Source organism: Gracilibacillus caseinilyticus, from assembly GCF_022919115.1.
In the GTDB taxonomy this organism is placed as follows: Bacteria; Bacillota; Bacilli; order Bacillales; family Amphibacillaceae; genus Gracilibacillus; species Gracilibacillus caseinilyticus.
The window spans coordinates 2,172,022-2,188,654 of the sequence record NZ_CP095072.1; the positions used below are offsets into that span (position 1 = coordinate 2,172,022).

General features: G+C 37.2%; 13 protein-coding genes. 6 read left to right on the forward strand and 7 right to left on the reverse strand.

The genetic code is table 11. The features are described from left to right. Positions 1–174 precede the first annotated feature (174 nt). Both MUN88_RS10360 and MUN88_RS21880 read left to right on the forward strand, forming a co-directional pair. Positions 175–612 carry a GNAT family N-acetyltransferase gene (locus tag MUN88_RS10360; RefSeq protein WP_244724090.1) on the forward strand — a complete coding sequence of 146 codons (438 nt, stop codon included), beginning with the start codon at positions 175–177 and terminating at the stop codon, positions 610–612. Positions 613–1,068: 456 nt separating this feature from the next. Then, entirely contained in the window at positions 1,069–1,209 is a 141-nt protein-coding gene (locus tag MUN88_RS21880) for a GNAT family N-acetyltransferase (RefSeq protein ID WP_369809970.1), read from the forward strand. Between the two features lie 383 nt (positions 1,210–1,592). Here MUN88_RS21880 and MUN88_RS10365 read toward each other — a convergent pair whose 3' ends face one another. After that, the gene (locus tag MUN88_RS10365) at positions 1,593–2,630 is read right to left on the reverse strand and encodes a YeiH family protein (protein ID WP_244724093.1); all 1,038 of its coding nucleotides are present in this window, start codon (positions 2,628–2,630) and stop codon (positions 1,593–1,595) included. A gap of 117 nt (positions 2,631–2,747) precedes the next feature. Here MUN88_RS10365 and MUN88_RS10370 point away from each other — a divergent pair, with 117 nt between their 5' ends. Next, positions 2,748–3,638: a LysR family transcriptional regulator gene (locus MUN88_RS10370; protein ID WP_244724096.1), complete on the forward strand. Its 891-nt coding sequence runs from the start codon at positions 2,748–2,750 to the stop codon at positions 3,636–3,638. Between the two features lie 163 nt (positions 3,639–3,801). On the opposite strand, the gene MUN88_RS10375 is transcribed toward MUN88_RS10370, so the two are convergent. Genes MUN88_RS10375 through MUN88_RS10390 form a run of 4 tightly spaced genes read right to left on the reverse strand, consistent with a single transcriptional unit; the run spans position 3,802 to position 7,940 of the window. After that, on the reverse strand, positions 3,802–4,881 hold the full coding sequence (locus tag MUN88_RS10375; RefSeq protein WP_244724099.1) for a GerAB/ArcD/ProY family transporter: 1,080 nt from the start codon (positions 4,879–4,881) through the stop codon (positions 3,802–3,804). Positions 4,882–4,909: 28 nt separating this feature from the next. Further along, positions 4,910–5,161, reverse strand: a complete 252-nt coding sequence (locus MUN88_RS10380) for a hypothetical protein (protein WP_244724102.1) — start codon at positions 5,159–5,161, stop codon at positions 4,910–4,912. A 1-nt stretch (position 5,162) separates the two neighbouring features. Beyond that, on the reverse strand, positions 5,163–6,374 hold the full coding sequence (locus tag MUN88_RS10385) for a Ger(x)C family spore germination protein (protein ID WP_244724105.1): 1,212 nt from the start codon (positions 6,372–6,374) through the stop codon (positions 5,163–5,165). Between the two features lie 27 nt (positions 6,375–6,401). Then, positions 6,402–7,940, reverse strand: a complete 1,539-nt coding sequence (locus MUN88_RS10390; protein WP_244724107.1) for a spore germination protein — start codon at positions 7,938–7,940, stop codon at positions 6,402–6,404. 546 nt (positions 7,941–8,486) lie between these two features. Between MUN88_RS10390 and MUN88_RS10395 the strand changes: the two genes are divergently transcribed. Next, positions 8,487–11,603, forward strand: coding sequence for a hybrid sensor histidine kinase/response regulator (locus MUN88_RS10395; protein ID WP_244724110.1), 3,117 nt, complete (start codon positions 8,487–8,489; stop codon positions 11,601–11,603). A gap of 866 nt (positions 11,604–12,469) precedes the next feature. Here the strand turns inward: MUN88_RS10395 and MUN88_RS10400 are convergent. Both MUN88_RS10400 and MUN88_RS10405 read right to left on the reverse strand, forming a co-directional pair. Beyond that, entirely contained in the window at positions 12,470–13,498 is a 1,029-nt protein-coding gene (locus MUN88_RS10400; RefSeq protein WP_244724113.1) for a saccharopine dehydrogenase family protein, read from the reverse strand. After that, positions 13,495–14,163, reverse strand: coding sequence for a class I SAM-dependent methyltransferase (locus tag MUN88_RS10405; protein ID WP_244724116.1), 669 nt, complete (start codon positions 14,161–14,163; stop codon positions 13,495–13,497). The genes MUN88_RS10400 and MUN88_RS10405 overlap by 4 nt, the downstream gene beginning before the upstream one ends. A 201-nt stretch (positions 14,164–14,364) precedes the next feature. On the opposite strand from MUN88_RS10405, the gene MUN88_RS10410 reads away from it, so the two are divergent. Then, positions 14,365–15,414, forward strand: a complete 1,050-nt coding sequence (locus MUN88_RS10410) for a helix-turn-helix transcriptional regulator (RefSeq protein ID WP_244724119.1) — start codon at positions 14,365–14,367, stop codon at positions 15,412–15,414. Positions 15,415–15,692: 278 nt separating this feature from the next. After that, entirely contained in the window at positions 15,693–16,451 is a 759-nt protein-coding gene (gene ytvA / locus MUN88_RS10415; RefSeq protein WP_244724122.1) for a YtvA family blue-light photoreceptor, read from the forward strand. Positions 16,452–16,633 lie beyond the last annotated feature (182 nt).

Below are 16,633 nucleotides of genomic sequence, written 5' to 3' on the forward strand. Positions count from 1 at the left end.
TTTTTCCAATTTGTCTGTCGTTAGAAAAATTTTATTGAAAAGGATTCTCTTGGGAATTTTTGTGGAAAGTAAAATAATGCCAAAAGGTTAAGTAGGTTAATTTTTCTTATATGGTTAACAAACTTGGAGTGATCCACATATGCTTTAGTAAAAGTTATAGGTGGAGGAACTAGTATGATAAGACGTGCTACACAAAGGGATATTCACTATATATTGTCAAAGGCACAGGATTCCGCAGTCGAAGGGGCATTGTTGAAAGGTCAAATCAGTCAGGAACAAGCAGTGCAAATGCCTCTAGCTATTCTCGAACAAGGAGGTCATTATTTAGTATTTGGTAATCAGAGAAATGAAATAGCTGGCTGGATTTTACTAGGCGAAAATATTGATTTTATTACCAATCAACCACATGTCTTTGTGTATGAACTTTATGTTTTACCAAATTATCGTAATCAGGGGATAGCAAAGCAATTATTACAAGCTGCGTTCCATGATAGCAAGCGCCATGGTTATCAGGATATTCGACTTAATGTGTATGCAGGCAACTATGCAAAAGAAATTTATCATAAAATGGGCTTCGAAGATTTTAACACAGTGATGTCTAGAAAATTATGAGACATCAGTGTTTCGACATTAGAAGCTAGTAAGGCGCCAGAAGATATTACAAATTCAGGCGGAAGGGGATCAAAAAGGTCCCTATCACCAGAACAACATTTAACTTTTGTAGACGGATCGATTTTGGACTATATTAGATCAACGATCACTATCAGTAAAAAGATATATAAGAAAATCAGCTAATTCTATTGTAAATTAGGGGATTAGCTTTTTTGCTTGATACAGGTGCAAGAAACGATTAAAAATTAAGAAGTATTATGAGGCGTGGGGATGAGAAGGGGACAAGGCATTCATTGCGCACACTTCGGAAGACCAGCCTGTTGGAGCTGTCTGGAATCGTTTGTTCGATTGTGATAACAAAGGCTATGGGGATGTCAATTCGAATACCCCGGAGTTGGGGATCGCAGTTTCGGAAGAGGCAAGAGAAAAGGGTCTTGGTTATTTGTTATTGAAAAAATGATAGAACATGCGAAATTGGATGGGTTTAGTAAGCTATCGTTAAGTGCAGACCGAGGAAATACGCCTGCGATCCATCTTTATGAAAAAACAGGATTTAAGCTGTATGCTTTTGATGGGACTCTCAAACAATGCTTTTAAAAATGTGATGGAAGAAAGCGGGCAGAATGATTAGCGATTAGCTATCAAACTGTGTTCGGACATTTGAAATATTTTTGTGCTCCATTCCGTTTGAAGTTGTACTAATTCAAGCGAATGGGGCGTTTTTGATGCGTTTTCCATCTGAAGTTGAGCTGACTTCAAGCGATAGAGCCTTATTTAACACGCCTTCCTCCTGAAGTAGTGCTAACTTCGGGCTTTTGAACCTTATTCGATGCCACATCCGCTTGAAGTTACACTATCTTCAGGCGTTTGAATCCTTTTCAAAGTTCCTTGCGCCTGAACGTACTCTAACTTCAAAAGTTTGAGCTTCTTCCAATCACGCTTCCGCTTGAAAATGAAACAATAGAACATCCACACGCCTTTTATACAATAAAGTAAGTTAAAACAGATAGACAAATAGAAACAATCACCATCACAACCATTGGTTTCAGCGCTTTTGCGCGGAGATCTTGTAAGTTTACATTCAGTCCCAAGCCAACCATTGCTGCTGTCAAGCACCATGAACTAAGATTGGAAACACCGTTTGTAAATGTACTAGAAACAGGAATAGCATCCCCGAGTACATAGCTTCCCAATATACTCATGATGATGAATCCTATTAAAAACCAAGGAAAACCTATTTTTGTCTGAACATGTTCGTCTCGACTGCTTTTCAGTTTGATGATATACATAAATAGAAAGCACAGTGGAATGAGCAAGAATACCCTGCCTAATTTGGCTAGCAGACCGATAGCTAGTGCTTCTTTTCCTGCCGGTGCAGAAGCCAGGGCCACATGAGCTATTTCATGCAAACTAATGCCAGACCAGATGCCATATTCTATTGAGGTTAATGGTAAGAATGGCCGTAATACAGTGTAAGTAATAGCAAAAACAGTTCCAAATAATGCGATAATACCAACACTAATGGCTGTGTCTTCCTCTTTAGATTTTATAATTGGTGCAATGGCAGCGATGGCTGCGGCACCACATACACCTGTCCCCACGCCAAGCAGAAGGGAGATAGTAATGTCTGCCTTAAACAGTCGAGCTAACCATATAGTGGTTAGAATAGCAAAGATGATAACACCAGTATCTCGCATAAGTAATCCTGCACCATCTTGTATTACCGTAGCCATATTGAGTTTTAATCCGAATAATACGATCGCAAACCGTAATAATGATTGAGAAGAAAAGGCAATTCCTAAGCGGAAGAATGCAGGATACCCAAATAACTGACGATATAGCACAGCGATAACGATAGCGGATGCCAGCTGCCCCATATGGTCAAAGCCGGGTAACTTCGCCAAACCATAACCTAGTAAGGCGATTATAAAGGTGAAAGCTATGCCACCGCCCCCATTGATAACCGTTGTTTTATTAAACAGTTGGACAGGCTTTATAAGATTTTTTATGTTTTTCATGTCAACACCACCTGTTCTCAGATTACGTCCTCTCTGGATATAAGTAAAATAATCATTTATTATAAGTATCATAAGTAAATCTATATAATGAAATGAATGGAGAAAGGTTGGAGAACAATGGATCAACAATTACAGGTCTTTGTCACCGTAGCGGAATTGAAGAATTTCTCACGTGCAGCGGAAAAATTACATATGACGCAGCCTGCTGTGAGTCAGTACATACGATCGCTGGAGATTACAATGGGATCCAAATTGCTGGAACGAAGCAATAAGTTTGTACGCTTGAATCAGGCAGGTGAAATGGTGTATTACCATGCCAAGGAAATCTTAGGGCTTTATACAAAAATGCACGACTTGATGGATGATCTTATTAATCAGGCAAGCGGTTCTATTTCGATTGGTGCCAGTTATACCTTTGGTGAATATGTATTGCCCCATGTGATAAAAAGAGTGCACCAGCACTATCCACTGATTCAGCCAACCATCACGATTGGAAATACATTCAAAATAGCCAATCTGGTATTGAGTCATCAAATAGATGTGGGAATAGTTGAAGGAGCGTTTCATGATAAGCATTTAGTTATTGAACCTTTTGCAGAAGATCTCATGTATATAGTGGCCGCTCCTAACCATGGTCTGGCTAGAAAATCTATTTCAGAGTTAGAAAAGGAGACATGGATCGTGAGGGAACAAGGTTCTGGAACAAGGGAAGTCACGGAAAAAATGTTTCAATCGATTGGCATTGCTCCTAAGGAAAAGTTAGAGTTTGGCAGTACACAAATTATTAAAGAATCCATTGCAGCGGGTTTAGGTATTAGCTTGCTTTCTTACTGGGCGATTCGTGAAGAAAGTGCCAGGGGTTCATTGTCTGTTATGGACGTCAATCTACTGCCAATCAAGCGTGAATTCTCCATTGTTTTGCGTTCGCCGTTCCAAACCAAAGCGCTAAACGTTTTTTTAAGCTTGTTAAGAGAATTCAGAAGCAAAAGCCCTCAAGAATTTGAGTAGAAGCTGGGCTCATTCATTGCTTGATGTAACCATTTTCTTTTATTAATAGATGGTTGTTAATGCTGCTATGCACCTAAAAAGAATGTTAACCAGATAACTCGAATGTACCGATTGCATTAAATAGATTGATAACTTCATTCTATTTGATGCTTTCCTTTTGAGCTTATGACCGTCTAAACAAACGAATGACCAGAAGCAATATTGGAATCAATAAGCCAACTAATAGAGATGTAATTATATTCGTTCCATTAATATAGGCATTGGATGTAAAGGAGTTAGCAGTTGAATGCAAACTGCCAAAAAAGATAATAAACATCAATGGTATCGTTATTACTTTATATTTTTGTATTTTTAAGGTGTAAGACAGAGCATGGACTAATATATAATAGGAGACACATATTTTAAAGAAAATAGTAAAAAACCAAATGAACGCTACAATAATTTCTACTCGTTGGAAAAAATTATAAAGGTTAATTCGTTGCCCCAATGCGTATACTGGATACGAAGAATTTGCCGTACCGTTAACCCCCAAAACAGCAATACACATTACCGTAATAATAAGCAGTAATACACCACTTGTAATTCCACCATAGATCATCCCTTTCTTAGCACTCTGCTTATCGTGAACCATGTGTGTAATACCTAACATAATGAATAGTTCCAGGTATGTAATAGAAATAATCGGAAGAATACCAGCGACGGTCGCCTCTTGATGTACACGGAAAATTGGTTTCGCGTTCGTCCAATCAGCCTGCCCCATGACAAGCAATGTCAACAGTATCGCGCAAAGAATCGTAAATGGAAAAAATAGCTGTGCGGTACGACCAATTACTTCTATACCATAACGAATAGCAAATAGTACCGTTAATATAATGAGAAAAGTAATGACTTCAAATGGTGTACCCATCAATATCTGTATCGAGATAAAATCGCCAATTGCCCACAAGTTCCCAATAATATTCATGAAAGTATATAGCATGAAAATGATTAAAATCAGTTTACCAAACCATTTGCCTGTAATCTTATCTATGGTAGCATACAAACCTTTATCATAACTGATATGGATCAGATGATTATAAAGGAGGATTATCGCTAAACCGATGATGACCGTTAAACTGATGGTAATCCAACTATTTTCTTTGGCGTAACTGGCAGCAAGACTTGGAATAAATATTATCGCCGCTCCTAAAACATTCATTGTGACTAGAATAAAGAATTGAATACCATCTAATTTTGCTTCCAATTAATAATCCTCCTTTCCTTCAAATTAATTACGGTTGCTTTTGTAGTGATTCTAACCATTTGGATAAAGGGGCAGAAATCGGATCAAATATCATACTGATAATATCCGTGAAATATGGTAGTTGTACGTCAAAGAAATGTAAAGATAGTAGAACCACTGCGACACTCATGAATATGATAAGAAAAATACGATCCTGCTGCTCTTTTGGTTTACTTAGGTACTTCCATTCGAAGTAAAGAAGAAATATACTCAATGTCAAGATCAATAAAATAGTTAACATATTACTCTTCCTTTGCGGTCTTTTTTTCTATATCTTCTGAGATAGGTTTTGTTATGGTACCTGCTTTCTTAATTTCTACCGTTATTTTTGTTTTTACCTCTGTTTCTGTAAAGTGGTCCTCCCAATCATTTCGAATTTCCATCCATTTTTTTGGTTTAGAGTGTCTAAGCGCATTTCCAAATCCAAAGATATCACTTTTATATGATTTCGCAGCGTTTATACTTTCCTCAACTATGGTATTTGTTTTCGACTCAAGCTGTTTCTGAAGCTTCGGAATCGTTTTTGGATCAGTAAAGTCAATAGAGCACTCGACATCGCCAATATTTGCAATAATATCTATAGTAAGGTTAATAACAGGCTTGCCATTTTTCCAATCAGCTTTTAAATCAGTTTTACTTCTAACAACCTCAAATGATATGGTTCCACTGTCACCGCAAGGTACAAACCCGATCGTATTCGTCACATTATCCGTTATATAATTAAACCCCTTACTCTCTGTTTCAGATAGCCATCCCTGTAACTTATCTGCATGAAAAATACCTAATCCATCCAGATAAATTCTGGTTGGCGAATCCACATTTTCTGCATTTTCAATATTTTTTCCTGCCTGGATATTTCCCACCACATATACACCAGTCAATACCGCATCTTTACCAGGAACAGATATAGAATTCACTAATTCATTTAATTCTACTTCTTTGGTAGGTGCCCAAAAATTCTGAGAGGAGTCCAGACTTGCTTTTATTTTGTTGGCAGGAATTTTTTCTAAAGGCGTAAGGATACTTATCAAATCCTTTCCTTTTAGACCCTGTGCAATGACAATAGAAAAGTCTGTTCGTAATTCGTGATCTCTCATCAGAAAGTCGAGTGTTTTTCCAATCCCTTGCCGTGCGGTTTCTTCTCCATAAATGATGACCTGCAAATGGCTTAAATTAACCTTACGTGGTGCAACGGTCGTTAACTTTCTAATGGCCTCAAACATAGTTTTTCCAGTAGCAGTATAGGTAGAAACCGTTGTTCTAGTAGAAGTGTTCTCCCCGGCAATTTCACCTGGATTTATAGCTTGTATGGATAGCTCATAACCCTCGTCCGTAATATCAATGGCTAGAGCAGTGGAAATCGTTATTTCTGTTAGTTCTTTTGCACTCCAGCAACCCGTTAACAAAACGGATAGCAACAGTAAACAAATGAACTTTTTGGTGAAAGCTATCATGTTCATCCCTCAATCAGTTTTTGCCGTTCATTTTATAGATTGGCGTTTTACATTTCGTTGGTTGATTAGTCTTGGTCTAGTGGTTAGTTCTTCTCTTGATTCACGCACCAGTGCATCTTTTTGATCCTTCTTGATAAATGGTGCAAATGGGGCAATATAGGGAACACCAAACGATCGAAGACTAGTGATATGCAAGGCTAAGAGAAGCAAACCGATAAAGATGCCAAATAATCCTAGTGTTGCTGCCAAGATCATAAAACCAAATCTTAAAATACGTACACTGCTGGTTAAGCTGTAATTAGGAAAAATAAAACTAGATATGGCTGTTAATGAGACAACAATAACCATTGTGGCTGATACAATCCCCGCATCAACCGCTGCCTGACCGAGCACTAATGCACCAACAATAGAAATAGCTGCCCCTATCGCATTTGGTAATCTGATTCCAGCTTCTCGCAAGAGTTCAAAAGTAACCTCCATAATTAAAGCCTCTACGAATGCTGGAAATGGGATTCCTTCCCTCTGAGCGGCTAAGCTTATTAATAAAGTAGTAGGTATCATTTCTTGATGAAATGTGGTCAATGCAACATAAAGAGATGGAGTCAATAAGGCTAAGAAAAACGCCAGGAATCGAAGCAGACGGATTGCTGTAGCAATATCGCTCCTTTGGTAATAATCTTCATTTGATTGAAGAAAATCAATGAATAAGGATGGAACTAATAATGTAAAAGGTGTCCCATCAACAAATATCGCTACTTTTCCTTCCAGAATACCTGCACTAATGGCATCAGGTCTTTCACTGTTCATTACGGTTGGAAAGGGTGAATGTTTACTATCTTGAATTAATTCTTCAATATAGCCACCTTCTAATACAGCATCCACATCAATTTTTGCTAACCTGTTCTTCACTTCTTCCACTATTTCAGGGGATACGATGCCGTTTAAATAGACGATCGAAACCTTTGTTTGTGTTTGCCTGCCAATTCTAAAGGATTCTTGCCATAGGTTAGGGTCTTTGATGCGTTTACGCACCAAAGAAATATTGACACCAATTGATTCGGTAAAGCAATCCTTTGGTCCTCGTACTACTTGTTGTGTGGTTGGCTGTTCGACGTTTCGCTCACTGGCACCTTTAGAGCCAATGGCGAATCCTTTCTCCATTCCATCCATAAGTAAAATGGTGTCGCCAGCAAGTAAATGTTTCAATAACGTATTATAGGAATGGATTTCCAACAATTCAGCTGTTGTAATAACTGATTTATACATAAACTGATAGGCATCATTCCTATCAATTACATCCTCATTTAAGTCATTGGACTTCTCGATTAATGGGGTTAGTAAATAGTGTTGAATCAGCTCTTTATCAACTAATCCCTCTAAAAAGATAATGGCAGCCTGATGATTCTGTACGGCGAATTTTCTTGTTATTAAATCTGTGCTGTTTCCCATAAGCTGTGTGATACATTCTATATTTTTATCCAATTGGTCATATATTGGACGATTGTCAGTCTCGGCAGAAGGATTGCTTTGCTCTTGCTGTTGCTTAACATCCTTTTTTTTTCTCATCAGAATCTACCCTCACGTGTGAATTTTCTGTTTTTTAACAGTTTGGACAACAATACTAGTTTTCAAACGTCTCATACATAAATGGTAAAAAAAAACATCTTAGTGTGATCCCCCGATATGTCTAGTAGCGGAGAATGAATCTGTCGGATGTTTGGAATCGATCTTGTAAACTTGTTTCAACACTAAGCTTTTTAGTTCTAGAGTAGAAGACGCTTCAATATTAGCAAGTCATTTGCAACACGCCTTGTAAATGGGACTTAAAGATACATGCGATTTTCTGTTTTTATCTGTTTGGAAAGTGAAATTTTAGCAGAGTAGTAATGGAACGTGGGGGAATTTCAGGAATAAACAAGAGATGAAAACTTTTGCCAGTGCTTGGAGATCGAAAAGCCAAATTTTTCTTTAATGTAAAACCTCGGAATATCTGTAAGAGAATCAGAAAGAAGAGTGATTGTGCAAAGTTATTCTATAATCTGTGATAGAATGGGAGTATTCATGCTTAGTAGACTAGTTCTTGAAAATTGTTTCATAAGTGGGGCGAATCAGTTGGCGTTTAAGTATAGACGGTACATATTCGTATTTATTGTCACTTCATTGATGATGTTGGTGATAAATAATAACAGTACCTTTGCAAAGCAGTCAGATACATCAGAGACGATTCACCATTTGAATGAGATAGAGGGAAAGGATTTTTATACAGATTTAGATGGAAAGTGGCATTTCTTTGCAAAGGAATTGTTAACACCTGATAAAATAAACGAACATGTATTACATGGAAAAGGAAAAATAGTATCTCTTCCTAGCTCATTTGAAACGCAAACAGGGGAAGTGAATGCTTTCGGAACATATAGTACAACCATTGAAATACCTAAAGAATATGTTGGGAAAACATTAGCTATCCATATTCCTTATCAATACAGTGCATATATTCTTTATATAGATCAAGTAGAAGTTGCCCAAAACGGTACAGTTGGAAAGGATCCAGCTTCCCATTCAGCTGAAATGGCTCCAAAAACGGCTTATTTCGTTCCTGAATCAAAGGAAATCTTACTTACGATGCAAGTTTCTAGCTTTGACCATATTAGAGGTGGATTTGAGAATTCGATTTATCTAGGGGAAGCTTCAGTAGTGACCCAAAAATTTAATAGGAAGATGATCGGTACGATTTTTCTCAATGGAATTATTTTTATCATCGGTCTATTTATGATTTTATTTGCTTGGTATCGCAGAAAAGAGTTTTTGTTTTTTTTATTCGGATTGTTTGCCATGCTAATATCCGTTCGTGCTATATTTGCTGTTCCTTTTTATTACACGCTTATATTCATTGATATGCCTTGGCTTTTGGGAACAAAATTAGAATATATACTAACCGAGGCGACTTCCATGTTTTATATTATTTTATTGTGGAAATGGCATGAAAAGGAGTTTTCTAAGAAAATCATGTATGGACTAGTGTTCATACATTTATTCTTAATTGTGACTACCTTAATTACGCAACCGGTATTTTTTCAAGATTTATTTTTTCAAGTATTTTACATAACCATTCCTACTTTTTTCTATGCGGCTTATGTTATTGCTAAGAGTATTCGCAATAACAACAAGAATGCCAAAATAAATTTAATCGGATTGTCGCTTATTTTTCTGGCATTCTTTAATGACTTTGCGATAGGACAGAATTGGTATCAGTCATGGACATTGATGCTGCCAGCGGTTGCTGTCTATGTCATGATTCACGTTATCGTAATGAGTAAAGGCTTTGCCGATTCTGTATGGCAGACAGAGCAACAAAATAAACAGTTAATTTCATTAAATACTTCTAATGAAGAACTTGCTCTGGAACTGCAAAAAGAGATTAAACAAAAAGATGAATTTCTTGCCAATACATCCCATGAGCTTCGCAATCCATTACATGGGATTATTAATATCTCGCAATCGATTTTGCAGAACAGATCGGAGCAAGTGGATAAAAAAACGCGTAGTAACATACAACTACAGCTGACCATTGGGCATCATATGTCACGGACTTTGGAAGATTTATTAGACATTACTCGCTTGAAAGAACATAGGATACACTTACATAAGGAGCGTCTGGACCTGCAAGCTATCACGAGAGGCGTAGTAGATATGCTTTCGTTCCTTATGGAAAATAAAAATATCCAAATGGACGTCCAAATTGCTAGTGACTTTCCGAGTGTAGCAGCGGATAAAAACCGTCTGATTCAAATTTTGTTTAATGTACTTCATAATGCAGTGAAATTTACTGACGAAGGCATCATTACAATAGATGCTGACATACATAATGGGAAAGCAAGAGTTCATATTACAGATCCAGGTATTGGAATGGATGACAAGACATTAAATACGATCTTCCAAGCCTATAAACAAGGTGATTCCAGTATGACAGCAATAGGGGGTGGCCTGGGATTAGGTTTATATATTAGCAAGCAGTTAGTGGAAATGCACGGTGGTAGTATAAAAGCGCATTCTGTCTTAGGCGAAGGAACCGTATTTACTTTTACCTTACCATTAGCAAAAGACTCCTCGTTTGAAAGCGGAAAAGGAGCAACCCCAGCTAAACATATGCAAATAGGAGAACTTTCATTAAAAGAAACACCAATTGTCATGAATCATGCCATGGTGGAGGCATTTACTAATAATGTTGCCGTTTCTAAACGGCCAAGAATATTGGCAGTCGATGATGATCCTGTAAATTTGCAAGTGTTACGGAATATCTTGTCTAAAGATCAATATATAGTCGAATCCGTTACTAATGGAAAAGCCGCCTTACAACTATTAGAAGGGCAGGACTGGGATTTAATTATTTCGGATGTAATGATGCCAACTATGTCTGGCTATGATTTAACGCGTGCGATCCGGAAGAAATTTTCCATTTCTGAACTTCCTATACTGCTTCTTACAGCACGAAGCAATCCGGAAGATATCTATACAGGTTTTTTAGCAGGTGCAAATGATTACGTCACAAAACCCGTTGATGCTGTTGAGTTAAATGTTCGGGTACATGCTTTAACCAATTTACAAGCATCTGTTAATGAACGATTAGGGATGGAGGCAGCATGGCTACAGTCTCAAATTCGACCACACTTTTTATTTAATACGCTAAATGCTATTGTTTCATTGAGTGAAGTAGACACGACGAGAATGAAGCATCTTCTGGATAGATTCACCCAGTATTTGCAGAGTAGTTTTTATCTGCAAAACTTAGAGAAGGTCGTTCATCTCCAATACGAAGTAGATTTGATTACGTCTTATTTATATATTGAAAAAGAGCGATTTAGAGATAGGCTACAAATAAAATGGGAAATAGAAGAAGTGGGTGATGTCATGATTCCTCCTTTATCTATCCAAACATTAGTAGAGAATGCTGTTAATCATGGCGTCTTAAAGCAATCTGGTGGTGGTTCCATTACCATTCGAATTCACAAAGTTGAAGAGGATACTGAAATTTCTGTTATGGATGATGGGATCGGTATGGAGAAGGAAACAATAGAAAAAATCTTTACGATCCAACCTGACCGCAAGAAAGGTATTGGACTACTGAATACCCAGCAGCGTTTGAAGCAGTTGTATGGCAAGGGGTTACATGTCAGGAGCACACCTGGTATTGGAACAACCGTCACGTTTACTGTACCTAACATATCTTAGAAGTTTGTTACGGAAAGGCTCTTTTTCTTTTCTGATGGATTAAGAAAATTAATTCATCAGAAAAGCCGCATTACAATAATTTTCGCTTAAGATTTAGAAAATAAAAGTGCAGATTCTTGTAGGTAATTTTGAAATGATTCAAGTACAAGGACAGCGATCCGGCCTCCTGCTGGGCAAAGAGGAAGCTAACTTTGTAAAGAAGACCATTTTGTCTGCAGCTGTGACTGCATGTATTGCTTCGAAGTCAGCTTCCTCGGCACCAGGCAGCAGAGAAGCCGTTCAAGTAATAGCCTAGCTGAAGCCGTAGCCCCATAACCGTCAAGCTAAGAAAAAGATAAAAAGTGCTTAAACTACCTTCTATGTTCGCTCCTAATATAGAATCGATTCTTATGAACGGTTTAATACGTTTTTTCCGATTTTCGTCCATGAGATTCGATCTTATGACTGTTTGAAAAGGAAAAAAGCAAAAGTTGTCCGTAAGATTCAAATTTGTGACTTCTCAAGGATATGAAAGGACACTTGAGTCAATACCGATACTCTTTTTGCCAATATAGATTTTGCTCTTTTTTTAGTTTCTTCTGGCATTCCATAAATCCAGTTTCTTGAGCCAATTCTTGTAGTTTACCTCAGGAATAGCTTTTATAAATGGTTTCATTTTAGCCATTACGGTATCGTGTTCTCTTTGCTGTTTAAAAGCCTTACCTTATCTTGACGGTTATGAGCCGTGAAAATTACTTCATTGTCATACAGTTCTATTCTACATAATCCATTAAAAAGGTAGCGGTCGTTAGAACCGTTCGAATTGTTGCCCGGTTTAACTGAATAATCTTTATTCACGTAAACGGCATCAATTCAACAATGGGCTACTAGAGCGATGGGTGGAAATCTTCTAATGTAAACAACTCATCCAAATGAAAAATACCAGGTGGTAAAGGTTGCTTTAACATCTTTTCTATCAATAATGCCGTTATCATTGCCGTCATTATCGCCTCACTCTTGCCATACACTACATGACTGACCTCTTTAATGGTATCGTCTGTTTGATTATTCCCTTCCACATGAATCGCGCAAATATCGGAACCTATGCTAAAGGAATGAATGAGCTTGATAACTGCTTTTTTTATCCATTTTTGCTTTAATAGTGCGGTAAGGCGTGTGAATCGCAGCAAAGAGATAAGACGATTTATGCCTTCCACATCAAATGTAATATAGGTTTTGACCGTGCCAGAGGAGAAATGCTTTCTTAATGTATGCTGATCAGAGAAATTAAACAGGTAACTGCTGCGAGGTCCGACCTTTTGAAAATATGTTTTTTTCTTTTGAGAGAAATTAGTCACTTCCTTCTTAGTTGCGGCGTTTTGCAATAAATAGGATTGATTGAACTGATCAAGCATCCATTCGATTGCTCCTTTACCATGTGCCTCCCCTAGTCCTAACAAAATAGTTATTCGTAATTCATCCATGTTGGAAAGGTGATTTGCTGTATGCTTTGCAAGTAGATTGGACAGACCTGGAGCAAATCCTACACTAATAATGCCTGTTGCGTCTTGAACAACGGAATGAAGCTGCTCTATTTGTTGAATAAATCCATAACTGGCTGTAATATCAATGTAGTGGACACCATTTTCTAAGCAAAGTTTAGCAAAATTCGTATTTCGTTGTTCTAAACACATGACGATGAGGTCCATATTCTTAATTTGCTCGAAACTTATCGGTTCGGTTACGTCAAGCTGTATGGCATGTGCATATGGACAAGTCTCCTCACAAAAATTTAGCGCTTTATCCAAACTTCTTCCACCAATATAAATAGTGAGGTCGGTGGAATTTGCCAGTTGTTTTGCGATTTGTCCACCTACTTTTCCATATCCGCCAACAATCAACACATTTCTCATCATGGCAGAGCACCTTTTGTTGCTACTATCGCATCTATTGCATAACTCTTGAAGTAGGGAATGATCTTAATAAACCCTGCCTCTTGTAACCATTGATGAATCCATTCAGCAGAAACAGGATGAGTGGTTTTGCCAAAAGATGATGAAAACGTTTCTATTTCTTCATCAGGCACGCCATTATTACGCATATGTTGTTGCCAATAAGATAGGAGACGACTATCTGCTGTATTAATAGAGGAGATAAAGCAAAGTCCGCCTTCTTTCACTCTTTCACCAATATCTAACAGTAATTCTTTTTTTTCTTCATGCAAAAAATGAAGCATCAAATGGCATGTAACAATATCAAACGGAGTAGTTGTTGGCACGTTAGCTAATTCTGTCTCATACCAATCGATATGTTTCATCGATTTGTTAAGTCTCGATTTTGCTAATGCCATCATTCGATGAGATGGATCTATAGCGGTATACCTGACATCTGGATAGTCTTTACTAAGTGTGACAAGCTCTTGACCACCTCCGGCACCTATGATCAGAATGTCTTCTGGTATCTGAGTGGATCGGATAATGGCTAACATCTGTTCGTATATCAAATCATATCCGGGTACTTTATTGCGGATCGTTTGTTGGTAGTTTTGGACAACGCGACTGTTCCAATTACCATGTGTCATGATATCACTCCTTTAATTCCCGCGTATGTTCTTGATCCTGAACGTATAAGATCAACCAATGGATATCGACTAAAATACGATATAATCCTATTCATTTTTTCAACACTCCTTGTTATCATTTGAATAATAATCATTCTCAATTATAAACCTTAATTTTGAAAGTCACCATCCCATAAACTAGGGAGAGGGAGATGCGTAAATATGCAAGCTGAAAATCAATATTGGAAACAACTATCAAATCGATTGCGTGGGAAATATCATGATTCCTATCATTATCGAAAAAAAATGGTAGAGGCATTACAAACGAGCATTTTTTTCGATGCTTATTGCTGTACTATTGTCAATCCACATACCCTTACATCTGTTGGCGCTGTTACGGAAAGTTCCATTGATGTTATCCATCAGCAATTATTAATAAGTGAGTATAAGGAAGACGATGTACACCTTTACAAAGATTTAGTTCAGAACCAGAAGAAGATTGGCAGATTAAGTGATACATTTGGAGAGGTGGGAAGCAGAAGGTATGACACAATACTTAAACCACATCGTTTTTCTGATGAAATACGTGTAGCGCTTATGGAGAAAAATCAATGTTATGGTTTTTTAACATTATTTAAGAAAGAGCAGGCTGTTCAACAGTCTTATTTTTCAGATACGGATGTATTCTTATTAGAGAATGTAGCACCGATAATGGCACAGGCACTGCGATCTTATTACCATGCTATTTCAGATAATGTGGATAATAGACAACCAGCCGGAACTGGCATTATCCTATTGAACCAGGATCTTCAGATTATATCGTCGAATGATACAGGTTCAAGCTATCTGCAGACGTTACAGAATTTTGAACGTTCATCTGCTTTGCCAAAGCCCATTCAAGCAATTGGCGCAAAATTAATAACAGAAGGGGAACCATTGGCTCCAGTGTTTGTCCCGATCATTAACAACGTTTACTTGGTAGTTTCGGCATCCTTTCTACAAACAGAGTCAGAGACTCCTAGTATTGCAATTACATTGAATAAAGCAACTTCAAGAGATATGCTTTTTTATCTAATGGAGGTCTATCGGTTAACTTTAAGAGAAAAGGAAGTGGTACTTGAAAGTATCAGAGGCATTCCAGCTAAAGAAATAGCAGACAATTTAAATATCTCTTATTATACTGTTCAGGATCATCTTAAAGTCATTTTTCAAAAAGCAGGTGTTACTACACGAAACGAATTGATTTGGACGTTATTTTCGAAGTATCAGTGATAGACGTACTATTTTTTAATGACAACATCACCATTAATTGCTTTATACTTGTATGCAATCTTTATCAGGGGAATTATAGTATAATGTCATTATGAGTCGATTGCTTACTGTCTTTTTTTACATCAATAGAAGAATGGGTAGCCATTATTGGCATTAAATGATAATTCAATCTTATGCTTGAATTAGTCCGTTTTTTGTAACAAGTAAGTTTTTGTGCAACAGACAACGTTTATGATAAAATCAAACTAATTGTATTTGCGCAGGAGGGTATTACTACGTTGAAACAAATCCTATTTGAAAAGGCACTTAATCGAACAAAAGTGGGAGTAGTCATTACGGATCCCGATCAACAAGATAATCCGATCATCTTTGCTAATGAAGGCTTTTATAAATTAACTGGATATCGTAGTGAGGAAGTGATCGGACAGAATTGTCGCTTTCTTCAAGGTCCAGATACGAACAGGAATAGTGTAAAAAAGATTTCTGAAGCTTTACATAATCGAAAATCGATTGAAATCTTGTTGTATAATTACAAAAAGAATCAGACAGGCTTCTGGAATGAGTTAATCATTGATCCGCTCTGGATTGAAGAAGAATCCAAGTTTTATTTTATTGGCATTCAAAAAGATATCAGTGAAGAAAGAGAAAAAACAATTATATTAGAAGAGACATTAAAAGAGATGGATAGCATCTCTACACCGATTGTGCCGATAACAGATAATGCGGTTATCCTGCCTTTAATTGGTAACTTTACCGATAAAAGATTTGAATCGATGAGCAACAGGCTATCCTTTTATTTGGAAGATTCGGATGAAGATTACCTTATTATCGATTTGTCGGGCTTGTATGAAATGGATACGTATGTTGTTTCCCGTTTCTTTGAGATCAGTCAATTAGCTCGTTTAATGGGAAAAGAAACACTATTGGCAGGAATCGGTCCTAATCTGGCTATGAAAACAGCTGGTCTGGTTGACACGGTAAATAAAATTCCGACATTTAACAATGTGAAAGCAGCTGTTAAATATATTTCCGAATAATATTTCTTGAGAAAAAGCATCTGATCGAAGATGCTTTTTCTGGTAGGTAAGAAAGTATAAAAGTAAAGTCATAGAAGTAAACATGCTAAACATGATTGATGGGTTCTTATAATATGGATTATGTCAACTAACACAGTGGTAACTTTGAAATGTTTCATATGCTGGGAGACCGCTCCGTCCAA

Bases quoted from the DNA above. Each gene is read 5' to 3' on its own strand.
- MUN88_RS10360 (WP_244724090.1), top strand. From the start codon at position 175: ATGATAAGACGTGCTACACAAAGGGATATTCACTATATATTGTCAAAG.
- MUN88_RS21880 (WP_369809970.1), top strand. From the start codon at position 1,069: ATGATAGAACATGCGAAATTGGATGGGTTTAGTAAGCTATCGTTAAGT.
- MUN88_RS10365 (WP_244724093.1), bottom strand. From the start codon at position 2,630: ATGAAAAACATAAAAAATCTTATAAAGCCTGTCCAACTGTTTAATAAA.
- MUN88_RS10370 (WP_244724096.1), top strand. From the start codon at position 2,748: ATGGATCAACAATTACAGGTCTTTGTCACCGTAGCGGAATTGAAGAAT.
- MUN88_RS10380 (WP_244724102.1), bottom strand. From the start codon at position 5,161: ATGTTAACTATTTTATTGATCTTGACATTGAGTATATTTCTTCTTTAC.
- MUN88_RS10385 (WP_244724105.1), bottom strand. From the start codon at position 6,374: ATGATAGCTTTCACCAAAAAGTTCATTTGTTTACTGTTGCTATCCGTT.
- MUN88_RS10390 (WP_244724107.1), bottom strand. From the start codon at position 7,940: ATGAGAAAAAAAAAGGATGTTAAGCAACAGCAAGAGCAAAGCAATCCT.
- MUN88_RS10400 (WP_244724113.1), bottom strand. From the start codon at position 13,498: ATGATGAGAAATGTGTTGATTGTTGGCGGATATGGAAAAGTAGGTGGA.
- MUN88_RS10405 (WP_244724116.1), bottom strand. From the start codon at position 14,163: ATGACACATGGTAATTGGAACAGTCGCGTTGTCCAAAACTACCAACAA.
- MUN88_RS10410 (WP_244724119.1), top strand. From the start codon at position 14,365: ATGCAAGCTGAAAATCAATATTGGAAACAACTATCAAATCGATTGCGT.